4 protein-coding genes are annotated in these 13,013 nt (G+C 64.1%); 2 read left to right on the top strand and 2 right to left on the bottom strand.

Translation table 11 applies throughout. From position 1 onward, the window contains the following. Together ACTHNE_RS04140 and ACTHNE_RS04135 are read right to left on the bottom strand one after the other, a co-directional pair. A partial coding sequence (locus ACTHNE_RS04140) for a two-partner secretion domain-containing protein (RefSeq protein WP_440268620.1) occupies positions 1 to 6,186 on the bottom strand: 6,186 nt, incomplete at its 3' end. A 291-nt stretch (positions 6,187 to 6,477) separates the two neighbouring features. Then, entirely contained in the window at positions 6,478 to 8,100 is a 1,623-nt protein-coding gene (locus ACTHNE_RS04135) for a ShlB/FhaC/HecB family hemolysin secretion/activation protein (protein ID WP_440268619.1), read from the bottom strand. A 508-nt stretch (positions 8,101 to 8,608) separates the two neighbouring features. Here ACTHNE_RS04135 and ACTHNE_RS04130 point away from each other — a divergent pair. Both ACTHNE_RS04130 and ACTHNE_RS04125 read left to right on the top strand, forming a co-directional pair. Further along, complete coding sequence (locus ACTHNE_RS04130) at positions 8,609 to 11,257, top strand: beta-mannosidase (protein WP_440268623.1); 2,649 nt, start codon at positions 8,609 to 8,611, stop codon at positions 11,255 to 11,257. 184 nt (positions 11,258 to 11,441) lie between these two features. Then, positions 11,442 to 12,884 (top strand): glycoside hydrolase family 125 protein, encoded by a 1,443-nt coding sequence (locus ACTHNE_RS04125; protein ID WP_440268618.1) that lies wholly within the window; start codon positions 11,442 to 11,444, stop codon positions 12,882 to 12,884. Positions 12,885 to 13,013: the final 129 nt, after the last annotated feature.

The following is a 13,013-nucleotide window of genomic DNA, read 5'->3' as shown; positions in this document are numbered from 1 at the left end:
CATGTAGTCGCTGCTGATGAAGTTGCTGTACTTGGTGAATTGCGGGTTGGTTTCGATCAGGAAGGCGCTGCCGGGCTGCGTGTTGATGGCATACAAACCGGTTTGCGGCAGTTTGATGCTGGCGTTGGGGCCGACCAGGGTGGAAACCACTTGTGGCGATGCCAGCGACGCATGGTTGGCGTTGGCCGCAGCGGTAGAGCCCGAGCTGACCGTGTGTGGATCGGCTAGGGTAAGCGATGTGCCATTGATCAGGCCGGGGGCGGTACCGACACCGGCCGCATTCACGTTGCCGGCATGGCTGCTCGCGCTGCCTACCGCGCCGCTGATGGCCTGGCCTGAGCCATTGGCGCCCAGGCCGATGGCTTGCTGAACCGGCTGGCCGTTGCCGCCCACCGTCGTGTTGCTGATGGTTTGCGCGGTAATCGATACCGCGTTGCCCGCGCTCATCGTCGCGCTGAGGCCCGGGCCTGGCGCGATGGTGATCCAGCCATTGTTGCCGGAAGGATCCAGCGCGATCGTGCTGGTCGAGGTGCCCGTCCAATACACAATGGGCGCGCCGTTGTCTTCGCGGTTGGAATACCAACGCGAGCCAAGGTAGTCGCCGTCCACGGCGCGCACGTCGGTGCTCGTCACCGAGGCCGTGGGTGTCCACGCAATGTTCTGCACCGTGTAGGACGACGTGCCGCCACCGCCGTTATTGCCGTTCTGGCCGTTGATGATGAGGTTGTTGCCTGCTGCAATGGTCGATGCGTTGTTCAGCACCGAACCATTGATGATGATGTCCCCGCTCGCCAGCAACTTGCTCTGCGCGCTGGCGCTGGCGAGACGATTGACCGCAGTCACCTGTTCGGTGAGCGTCTCATGACCGGAGTCACCGTAGTAGCCCATGGGACCGCAACGCAGCTGATGGCCATTGGAGCTGGTCTGGCCGTAGGCATTGCACCAGGTCACGGCGTTGGGGTCGGTCGTCCAGTCGAACGTGCTGCTAGATGTCGTCTTGTTGCTGGCCTGCTCACTGCTGCTTAGCGTGTAGGGCGCGGTGTTCACCGCACGGCGCTGGTTGGTGAACTGCTGCGCGTTCAGCACCAGGCTGCCATCGGCTTCGATGTCGCCGGAAAAATTGGTGATGGATGCGCTCAGCCCGCCATTGGCGTTGCCCGCCAGGGTGAGATTGCCGGTAGTGAAAATGGTCGCATCGCGATTGAGCAGCGTGCCGCTCACATACAGCGCCACGTTATTGCTGCCGGCGATGATCGCGCTCTGATACGCGTTGTTGTCGGTCGCAGAGCCAAGATCCGAACCATTGGTCAACGAACCGGCCGTGGCGGTGACGGTGCCGCCGATGATGTTGGCGACGTTGTTCAACACACCGGCGTTGAGCGTGACGCTGGCGCCATTGAGGTTGCCTTCGTTGCTCAGCGTGCCGCCGGTGCTGAGCGTCGTGGCGTTGCTATTGACGGTGGCGCCGGCGGCATTGTCGATGTTGGCGGCGGTAACGGTGAGGTTGTTCGGCGCCTGCAGCGTGGCGCCGCTGGCGTTGCTGAAGTTGCCGCCGACATTGAGCGTAAGATCGTTGTTGGCGCTGAGCTGGTTGCCGGCCGCGTTGGTGTAATCGCCGCCGACGCTGATCGACAGGTTCTGGCCGGCGGCTACCTTGCCCACGCCGGTGAAGCTGCCCAGGTTGAAGCTGCTGTTGCCGTTGCTGGCCAGCGAGCCGCCGTTGTTGTCCAGCGCGGCCAGCGCAAACGCGAGGTTGCCGCCCGATTGCAGCGAACCATTCGCGTTCAGCAGCGTGGCACCGCCGTTGTTCCAATGGATGTCGCTGCCGGCGTAGACGGTGCCGCCGTTGTTGCTCATGCCACCGAGGTTCAGCGTAAGCGCTTGGCCAGCTACCACTTTGCCGGCGTTGTTGTTGTCCAGGTTGGACGCCGACAGCGTGAGCACGCCCTGGCCGCCGAGCGTGCCGCCTTCGTTGATCAGGGTTTGCGCTACGGAAACCGTCGTGGCGCCCTGAGCGGTGTTGGCGATGCGGCCGTTGGTGCCGTCCAGGCTGGCGGCGTTCACGCTCAAGGTAGCGTTGCTGTTGCCGCTGCCCGCTTCGATGCGTCCCGCGCGGTTGCTGAGCGCGCCGCCGCTGGTGACGCTGCTGGACGCCAGCGCCTGCAATGCACCGCCATTGTTGACGAGTGCGCCTTGCGTCGTCACGCCCAGGTTGGTGCCGGCGTAGATCTGTCCGGCATTGCTCAAGCTGCCGGTGTTCACCGTGACCGCGCCGTTGCCGCCGATAAACCCGCCCGCGTCGTTGGTGAGCGTACCGGTGGTGGTGAGGCTTAGTGCTTGCGCGCCAGTCAGCTTGATGAAGCCGCCGCTGTTGTCCAGCGTGTTGGCGGTGGCGTTCAAGGCGCCTGCGGACTGGAGGGTGCCGCTGCTGTTGTTCAACGCACCGTTGGCCTGCAGCGAGAGCGCGCCATTGCCGGCGATGGTGCCGCCGTTGTTGACGAGATCGCCCGAGGAAACCAGCGTCAACGTGCCGTTGCCTGCGCTCTGCAGCGTGCCGCCGCTGGAGTTATCGATGGAAGCGGCGCGGATGGAGAGATTTTGCGCATTCGTCGCCAGCGTGCCGCCGGCATTGATGAAGGCGCCGGTGAACGACAGATTCAAATCGCTGCTGCCGGTCTGCACCAGCGAGCCGGACTGGTTATTCAACGCTGCCGCTTGCAGCGCCAGCGTAGTGGCGCTGATCTTGCCGCCGGTATTGATCAAGCTTCCGGGCGTGGTGATGGTGACGGTGGTATTCGCGGCCAGGTCGCCGTTCGCATTGCTTACGCCGCCTTGATTGGCGGTAAGCGCGATGGTGTTGGCGCGCACTTGGCTGTTGGAGAGATCGACGTTGCCGCCGGTCAAGCTCAGCGTGCCTGCCGCCAGCGCCTTGCCATGGTCGGCCAGCGTGCCGGTGGTGGTGACAATGAGATCGCCGCTGCTGCCGAGCGAACCGTCGCCCTGCAAGCTGGCCGCGAGCGTGCCGTTGCCGCTGAGGCTGGCGGCGTTGATGGTGGTATTGCCTTGCGCGGCCAGCACGCCGGTGTTCGCCAGCCCACCGCTGATGTTCCCATTCACATTACCCAGCGCGTAAACCGTGCCGGCATTGCTTGCATCCCCTCGCGTGGTCACGCTCAGCGAGCTGCCGCTGCGCAGGCTGCCGGTGTTGGCCAGACTAGCGGCACTGAGATTGAAGCCCTGCGCGCCGTATGTGGTGCCGGCGTTAGTGAAGGCGCCGCCCAGCTGCAGCGTGGTGAGCTGCGCACCGTAGAGCGTGCTGTTGGCTTCGTTGGTGAGCGCGCCGGCGCCGTTGACGACCAGCTGACCGCCGGCCTGGATCACGCCAGCGTTGTCGAGCAACGAGGCGGTATCGGCGCTCAGGTTTTGCGCGGCGAGAATCTGGCCACTGGACCAGTTGGCGAGCGTAGCGTTGTGCAGGAAGCTGAGCGCACCGCCCGCCTGCAAGGTGCCACTATTGGTGACGCTGGCCGCCTGCACGGTGGCGCTGCCGCCGCTTTGCATCTGTTTGCTGTTGACCAGGCTGGCGGCGGTGAGAGCCAGCGTGCCGCCGGTGACCACGGTGCCGCTATTGCTCAGCGCGCCGGTGGCGCTCAGTTGCGTATCAGCCGTGGCGCTGAACTTTCCTTGGTTCGTGATGCTGCTGCCGGTGATGGCGAGGTTGCCGTTGTCCGCCTGTACGGTGCCGCTGTTGCTTGCGCTGCCTTGCGCGGTCACGCCAATGGCTTGCTTGGCTTCCAGCGTGCCGGCGTTGGCGAAGCTGTTGGCGTTGAAGGTAATGGTCTGACCGCTGTAGATGTCGCCGGCGCCCAGCGAACCGAAAGCGCCGCCGACCTGTGCGGTGAGCGCGCCGTCGATGGCGTACAACTGGCCGCTATTGCTGAAATCGCCACCGCTTTGCAGGCTTAAGTGTTGTTGCGCCTGGATCGCGCCGCTGCTGGTCACGCTGCCGTTGCTGGTAAGCGCAAGCGTGCCTGCGCTACGCAAGGTGCCGCTGTTGTTCATGCTGCCGGCCGCGAAGCTGCCGGTGCGGGTCGCATACAGCATGCCGGCGTTGGTCAGCGTCTGGGCAAGGCCGAGATTGAAATCCTGGCCCGCATACATCGTGGCGCCCATTGCATTAGTGAGCGAGGCTGCGCGCATCAGGGCGAGATCGCTGCCGGCCTGCAGCACGCCTGCGTTGCTTACGCTGCCGGTCTGGCTAAGCGTAAGCGCGCCACCCGCGATCCACTGCGCGTTGGCGGCATTGCTGAGATCCGCGCCAGTCAGCGTGGCGTTGCCCTTGGCGTTGATGCTGCCTTCGTTGCTTTGCGTGGCCGCGGCAAGCGAAAGATCCGTGCCGCTCTGCATTTGCCCGCTGGCCTGGTTGTCGAGGCTTGCGGCTGCGATGTTCATCGCCGCGCCGCTGACCAGCACGCCGCTGTTCTGCGCCGTGCCGCTCAGTTGCGCTTGCAGATTGTGATACGCGCTGAGCGTGCCGGTGTTCGACAGGCTTGCTGCGCTTAGCGTGATATCCGCTTGGTCCGATTGCAGCTTGCCGCTGTTGACGAAGGCGCCGCCGAGCGCAAGCGTGCTGGCCTGCTGTGCTTCGATGCCGCCGGTGTTCGCCAAGGATGCCGCGTTGAGCACAAGGCTCTGGCTGCCGTAGATATCGCCGCCGGCCTGATTGGCGAACGCGCCGCTCAGCGTTGCCATCCATGCGCCGCCGAGCGCGTAGAGCTTGCCGCTGTTGGTGAGCGTGCCGCCCTGAACAGTCAGCGCGCTACCGGCCTGGACTGTGCCAGCAGTGGTGAACTGCGCTGCGCTCAGCGATACGTTGCCATTGGCGACCAGCGTACCGGTGCTAGTTAGAGTGCTTGCGGCACTGAGCGCGGCGCTGCCGTTTGCGCTCAACGTGCCCGTGTTATTCAAGGTGCCTGCATTGAACACGAAGTTGCCGGCATCCGCTTGCAGCGTGCCGCTGTTGCTGGCGTTGCCGGCGATCTGCACGTTCGCGCCTTGTGCCGCTTCCATCGTGCCGGCGTTGGCGAACGAAGCCGCGCTCAAGTTTATGGCGCCGCCGGCGTACAGGCTGCTCGCGGCGGCGTTGTTGAACGCGCCGTTTGCCTGCATGGTCAGGCTGCCTTTCTGCGCTTCGATCTGCCCGCTGTTGCTGAGTTGGCCGGTGGCGGAAAGGCTCATCGCGTTGCCGCTGTAGAGCGTGCCGTTGTTGGAAAGATCGCTGCCGCTAAGCGTGACCGCGCCGCCGGCCGCCAGCGTGCCCTGATTGGTGAGCGCTTGCGTCGCGCTAATGCCGAGGTTGCCGGTGGCGGTGGTCTTGCCACCCAGCACGACCTGCCCCGCGCTGGTGATGGTGAGGTCGCCATTCTGCGCGGCGATCTGGCCCTGGCTGTTCACGCCCAGGCCGGCCTCGGTACCGACCAGGCGAATCGCGTTCGCATACATGCCGCCAAGCGCCGATACGTCCAGCGCCACCGCAGGCGTTGCACCGGTAGCGCTGAGCGGTTGCGTGGCCAGCGTGGCGTAGTCGATGCGATTGCTGCCGGTGACCACGTTGAGCTGGCGCGCCCACACGCCGGCGTTGATCGCTACCGCGCGCGCCAGCAGGTCGACCTGGTCGGTGTTGCCGCTGAGCAGGCCTTGTGAATTGACGGTGATGGTGCCACCCGTGACGTTGAAGCCGGCCAAGCCACCGTTCGCATCGAGAATCGGCACGCCGGTCACCAGCGTACCGCGCGGCGCGTTGATGAAACCGCAGCCGCCGCAGGTGATGCCGTTGGGATTGGCCACGATCACTTGCGCGGCGCGGCCGGCCACTTCCATCGCGCCGTTCAACACACTCGGCTGCGTGGAGGTGACTTCATTGAGGATCACGTTGGCCGATTGCCCCGCGCCCAGGTTCGGATTGCCAGTGATGTAACCGGCCAGCTGCGTATTGCTGATCGCGCCGCTGTTGTTGAGGACCAGTCCGTTGCTGCTGACGTTGAACTGCTGATAGGTGTTGTGCGACACGCCGGCGTTGTTGGGCGCGGCGATGTTCACCACCGGCGTGCCGTTGGGTGCGGCGATGACGTTGGTGTGGGTGGCGCCGTCGGGAACGGTTTGCGCGTGTGCCGTGGGCAGGCCCAATGCAAGCGTGAGTGCAGCCCAGAGTGCTTGGCGACGCAGCGAATGACGCCATGCTTTTTGTGCCCTCCCCTGAGTTAGGGTGGGGTTGCTCGCGCTTGCCCCGGCGTGTGCGTTCGCCGCAGAGTTGGGGACGTCACCCCACCTCAGCCCTCCCTTACTGCACGTAGGGGAGGGGGCAAGCGCCTGGTGGTTTGCGGTACGACTTACAGCAGTGTCCTTCATAGCATCGATCCTCGATGTATCCCTGCATGCCGGTGCCGGCATGTGATACGAGCTGCGATTCAGTTGTTTTCAGTACATGTAGACCCACTGCATGCCGGCAGTGGGTCGTCGGGTCGGGAAGCCGCGTGGCGCCTCGAGCGGCCAGCCGGCGAACAGATCCCAGCTCAGGCCCCAGCGCGAACCGCGCACACCCGTGACCACGCCGCTCAGGCTGTGGCTTGCGTAACTGCTCGATACGCCACCGCCGACATGGCCCCAGTCCACGCCGCCGTACAGCGAAAGACCGCTGCCGCCCAGCGGCAAGTTGAGCGTGTTGCGCCAGTAAGCGCCGTGGTTGCCGGCCAGCACCGTGTCGCCGTCATAGCCGCGCACGGTGTAGCGGCCGCCGAGCGTGAGGTAATCCTCTGCATACAGGCGGTCGCCGGTGGCTTGTGCATGCCATTCGGAAAGCCACAACCACGGCGTGTTGAACAGCCGGAACGGCGTGCTGAGGCTCGCATCGAACGTAGCGAGCCCGTAGCGATTCGTGGGGCCGCCATGTTCGCTGGGCTGCCATTGCCCGCCCAGCCACGGCACGCCCCAGCGATACGCCAGGCGCAGATCGAGCTGCGACGCACCGATGTAGCGGCGCTGGATCAGCGCAAGTTCGGTGGCGCTCACTTTGCGGCGCTGGGTCTGGATTTCCAAGCTGTCGATGTAGCTGTGCTCGCGGCGCGTACTTACCGTCAGCTGCAGCGAGGTGCGGCTGTGCTGGTCGCGATGCAGCAGGCGCGTGGCGCTGAAGGCGGTGTTGGTCGAGCTGCCGGTATAGGCAAAGGTTTGCAGCGAGCCGTAGACCGATTGCCGGTAGGCGTAGCTCGACGCGGTCAGGCTGAAGGTCCAGTCGCCCCACGGCACGCTGTAATTGAAGTTGTTGCCGTGCGTGCCTTTCACGTGGTCGTAGTCACCCACGCTGCGCGTGTAGCCGATGCTGAGCAGGTCGTTGACGCCCAGCGGCTGATCCACCGCCAGCGTCAGCCCGCCTTGTTCCTTGCCGGTGCTGTAGGCGCCGCTGTCGTCGAGGTTGGCGATCAGGCGCCACGGCTTGCCGCGCGCGATGGTGAGCACCAGGTCCGAGCTGCCCGGCTGCGCGCCGGGTGCGATGTCGATTTTTGCTTCCTGCGAGGGCACGCGCTTGAGCTGTTCCAACCCTTGTTCGATCGCGCGCAGGTTGAGCACGTCGCCCGGACGGATCGGCAAGGCGCTCCGCCAATCGGCCGTGACCGAGCCTGGCGCAAAGCGCACGGCGCCTACGGTGCCGGCCAGCAGCACCACGCGCAGTTTGCCGCTGGCGAGGTTCTGTTCCGGAATCACCACGCGGCTGGTGATGTAGCCGCGCGCCAGCAGCAGGTCGGAGGTGCGATGCGCCAGCAGGCGCAGGCCTTGCTGGCCCATGCATCGGCCGCGATAGGCATCCAGGTATTTCTGCACGAAGCCGAATTCGCGCACGTGCGCGCCTTCCAGCGCGAGCGTGTCGATGCGGAAGCACGGCGTTTCCGCCGGCACCGTGGTGGCGTGGTAATCGACCGGCTGGCCGGTCTGCAGGCGCACGTCCGGCGCCGCGCGCAAGGCTTCGCGCTGCTGTGCCTGGCGTTGTGCCTGGTCGCGCTGGGCCTGTTCGGCTGCCGCGTTCTGTGCGTGTACTGCAGGCACCTGCCCCGCAGCTGCGACGATCAACGTAGAGGTTGCCCACGTCCGCCACGTCGATGTGGCGCGGCGTCCTGGCGAACGCCGCTCAAGTCCCCTGTTTTTACTGCGCATGCTGCCAATTGCTCCGTGCCGAGTCCGTCTCTAGCCCCTGTCCACCGCATTCCTTGGTTCCTGCGGTCTATCGACGAGCCGCGCACTGATATGTGCTGCTCGTTAAGTACCTATTGTAGCGAGATGTACGTCTCATCCCCATCGGACTTTTCTCAAATGACGTCCTTAAGTTGGAGGGATATAGACGGAGACCGGCCGGTTGACGGCAGGCACGGCCACGGCAACAAGCGGCCCGGCGGGGACACTATTGCAACGCCGCATGCACAGCCCCTAGCCAACTGCTAACGTCCTTGATATAGATCGATCTAAACCAGGGACGCATTGCGGCGTGTCACCGCCCCTGCGCAAGCGCAGGATTCCATCACTCTTATTGATACGGCTGAGCAGCATGCTTGAACGAATCCCTCTGGCCGCGCGCGCATCGCGGCGCCTTCCGAAAATCGCCCTGCTTTCGCTGCTGCTGTTGCCGATGGCAGCGTGGGCGCAGACCACTTCGCAGAACCTGGATGGCGGCTGGCGTTTCCGTCTGATGGAAGGTGACGCCCACGCGAAGGACCATCACGACGCCACGCGCTGGCACGCCGCGACAGTACCGGGCACGGTGCAGACCGACCTGATGGCGGTGAAGCTGCTGCCGGATCCCTACTACCGCGACAACGAGGCGCGCGTGCAATGGGTGGGCCTTTCCGACTGGCAGTACCAGACCACGTTCAACGTGGACAAGGCCACGCTCGCGCGCGACCACGTCGAGCTGGTGTTCGATGGCCTGGATACCTTTGCGGACGTCTATGTCAATGGCCAGAAGCTGGCGTCGGCGGACAACATGTTCCGCCGCTGGCGCGTGCCGGTGAAAACCGCCTTGCACGAAGGCAGCAACACGCTGGAAGTGCGGCTGTATTCGCCGATCAAACGCCTGCTGCCGTGGCTGCTGAAGCAACCGTATGCGCTGCCGGGCGAATTCGATTCCGCCTTCGGCGACGAGCCCAAGGGCAAGCAGACCGCCAATTACGTGCGCAAGGCAGCCTATCAATATGGCTGGGACTGGGGTCCGCGCATCGTGATGGCGGGGATCTGGCAGCCGGTGCATCTGGATAGCTGGAACAGTCTGCGCGTGGACGATTTCCATGTGCGGCAGAACTACGTGAGCGGCGAGGCGGCACAGGTTGCCGCGCAGTTGGAGGTGATTGCCGACAGCAGCAAGGTGCTGCATGTGAACGTGGATGCCATCGGTCCGGACGGACAGACGGCAGCACATGTGGCGCAGGACATCACCGTCGATCCGGGCAGCAACGCGATCAGCCTGCCGTTGCGCATCGCGCATCCCAAGCGCTGGTACCCGGCCGGCTACGGCGCGCAGGACATGTACACGTTCAAGGTCAGCGTGCGTGACGGCGGCAACGAGGTCTACACCGTGCAGCGCGCCACCGGTCTACGCACGGTGGAACTGCGGCGCGAGAAAGATGCCTGGGGCAAGAGCTTCGCCTTCGTGGTCAACGGCATTCCGGTATTCGCCAAGGGCGCGGACATGATCCCGTTCGACAGCTTCCCTACCCGCGCCACCGATGCACAGATGATGCGCGTGCTGCAGTCGGCGCGCGACGCCAACATGAATGCAGTGCGCATCTGGGGCGGCGGTTACTACATGCCCGATGCGTTCTATGAAATGACCGACCGGCTCGGCCTGATGGTATGGCAGGACTTCATGTTCGGCGGCGCGATTCCGCCCAGCGACGTCGCCTTCGTGCAGAACACGCGGCAGGAAGCGATCGAGCAGGTGAAGCGCCTGCGCGATCACCCCAGCATCGTCCTGTGGTGCGGCAACAACGAAGTGCAGACCGGCTGGGATGGCTGGGGCGATCGCCTGGCGCTGAAAAAAGCCATTTCCGGCGACGAGCGCGAGAAGCTGGTGACCGGCATGGTCAACCTTTTCAGCAATACGCTGCGCAACGTGGTCACCGAATACGACCCGAGCGTGCCGTATTGGGCCAGCTCGCCGAGCACCGATTATGACGGTCCCGCCAACGTGCTCGACGATGGCGATTATCACTATTGGAATGTTTGGTCCGGCGAAGCCAAGCCGGTCACCGAATACCTCAACATCACGCCGCGCTTCCAGTCCGAGTACGGTCTGCAGTCCTTCCCTGAGATGCGCACGATTCGCGCATTCGCCGACAAGGACGATCTGCAGCCGGAATCGCCGGTGATGCGCGCGCACCAGAAGTTCGACAGCGGCAACGGCAACAAGCGCCTGCTGCTATACATCACGCGCAGCTATGGCGAGCCGAAGGATTTCGCATCGTTCGTGTACCTGAGCCAAGTGATGCAGGCCGAAGGCATCCAGCTTGCCGCCGAGCATCTGCGCGCTTCGCGCCCGCAGGCGATGGGTTCGATGTACTGGCAGCTCAACGATGTGTGGCCTGGCGCCTCGTGGGCCAGCATCGACTACTTCGGGCGCTGGAAGGCGCTGCAGTACCACGCGCGCCGGTTCTATGCGCCGCAGCTGATCGCGGCCTTGCGCAACAACGGTACGACGTCGGTGTCGCTGGTATCCGATAGCACGACGCCGGCGTCACTGCGTTGGCGCATGCGCACGATGGATTTCTCCGGCAAGGTGTTGAGCGAGCGCGAACAGGCCGCCGACCTGCCTGCGCTGAGCAGCACCAAGGCGGGCACGTATACCGATGCGCAATTGCTCAATGGCGCCGATCCGCACGCGACGTTCGCGGTGTTCGACTTGCTGGATGGCGACAAGGTGGTGTCGCGCAACCTGGTGTTCTTCGATGAGGCCAAGAATCTCAGCCTTCCGCAACCGCAGATCCATACCTCACTGGCGGCGGCGTCGGATGGCTACACATTGACGCTGAGCAGCGACAAGCTTGCGCGCAATGTGTGGATTTCCTTCGGCGACCTGGATGCGGAAGTTTCGGACAACGCATTCGATCTGCTGCCGGGGCAGAGCGTGACGGTGACGGTGCATAGCAAGGTTGCGATGGAGAAGTTGAAGCAGGCGTTGCATCTGCAGGACTTGGCGAGCGTGATGAAAAAGTAGCAGCACGTTACTCGTCGTTAGGGCCACATTTTCCGTTCGTCATTCCGGCGAAGGCCGGAATCCAGTTCAAATAAACGTCCGAAGGACACAACGCAGGTTTTTGCGTGCTTCGCACAACGTATTGACACTGGATTCCGGCCTTCGCCGGAATGACGTCGCTTCTAAAGGGAGAAGGATTAACGCCATGTCCACCCGCCGCGATTTTCTCAAGTTGCTAGGCACGGCCACGGCCGCAGGCATGTCCAGCTTCGCGCTACCCGCACTGGCCAACAGTCAGGCCGCATACACCAGCCAACGTCCGCCGCTGGCCAAGCGCAAGTTCGTCAGTGACGCCGTCGAGCACCAGCTCGCCGCCGTCAAGGCATCCATCGCCGATCCCAAACTCGCGTGGATGTTCGAGAACTGCTACCCCAACACGCTCGACACCACGGTGGAACTGGGCACGCTCGAAGGCAAGCCGGACACCTTCGTGATCACCGGCGACATCGACGCGATGTGGCTGCGCGATTCCTCCGCGCAGGTGGTGCCATACATTCCGCTGGCGAAGAACGACAAGGCGTTGCAACGGCTGTTCCGCGGCCTGATCCGCCGCCAGGCGCGCTGCATTCGCATCGATCCCTACGCCAACGCCTTCATGCCCGATCCGCACGCCAAGCCGCTGAAGTGGGCGGTGAACGACGTGACGGACATGAAACCAGGCGTGGGCGAGCGCAAGTGGGAGATCGATTCGCTGTGCTATCCCATTCGCCTTGCACACAGCTACTGGCAGGCCACCGGCGATACCGAGCCGTTCGACGACGATTGGCGCGAAGCGATGCGCCTGGTGCTCAAGACCTTCCGCGAGCAGCAACGCAAGCACGACAAGGGGCCGTATCATTTCCAGCGTGCCTCAGAGATACCCACTGAAACGCAGATGCTCGGCGGCTACGGCAATCCCACGCGGCCGAACGGGATGATTCATTCGATGTTCCGACCGTCGGACGATGCATGCACGTACCCGTTGTTCGTGCCCGCCAATCTGTTTGCGGTGCACAGCCTGCGGCAACTTGCGCAGATGAGCCGCGGTCTGCACCAGGACGCGTCGTTCGCCGGCGAATGCGAAGCGTTGGCGAACGAAGTGGAACAGGCCGTGCACAAGGACGGCCGCATGCACGACGACGCTGGCCGCGAATTCTGGGCGTACGAGATCGACGGTTTCGGCAACCAGCTTTTCATGGACGACGCCAACGTCCCCAGCCTGCTCGGTTTGCCGTACCTGGGCTGCTGCGATCGGAATGATTCACTGTATCGCCACACGCGCGAGCTGGTATGGAGTCCACGTAATCCGTATTTCTTCCGCGGCAAGGCGGCCGAGGGTATCGGCGGGCCGCATGAAGGGCTGCGCATGATCTGGCCGATGTCGATCATGATGTATGCGCAGACCGGCAGCGAGGTGGCCGAGGTGCGGCAATGCCTGAAATGGCTGCGCGATACGGACGCGGGGACCGGCTTCATCCATGAGACCTTCGACCAGGACGATCCGGCGCATTTCACGCGCAGCTGGTTCGCGTGGGCGAATACCTTGTTCGGCGAGCTGATCATCGATGTGCAGCAGCGCTATCCCGCCCTGCTGCGCAATCCCCTGTAGGTTGGGGTGAAAACCCCAACGTTCGGGCACGTCATATATGGCGATGTTGGGGGTTTGCAGCCCACCTACGCGAGCCGGCTCTCGACGCACCTCCCCTGATGTGGCGCTGCCGCATGCGCATGCGCACCC

The sequence above is a fragment of the Dyella sp. genome (assembly GCF_051954575.1).
Taxonomy (GTDB): Bacteria; Pseudomonadota; Gammaproteobacteria; order Xanthomonadales; family Rhodanobacteraceae; genus Dyella_B.
Note: the sequence above shows the minus strand (reverse complement) of the source record. Positions and strands in the feature narration are given on the sequence as shown.

Bases quoted from the DNA above. Each gene is read 5' to 3' on its own strand.
- ACTHNE_RS04125 (WP_440268618.1), top strand. From the start codon at position 11,442: ATGTCCACCCGCCGCGATTTTCTCAAGTTGCTAGGCACGGCCACGGCC.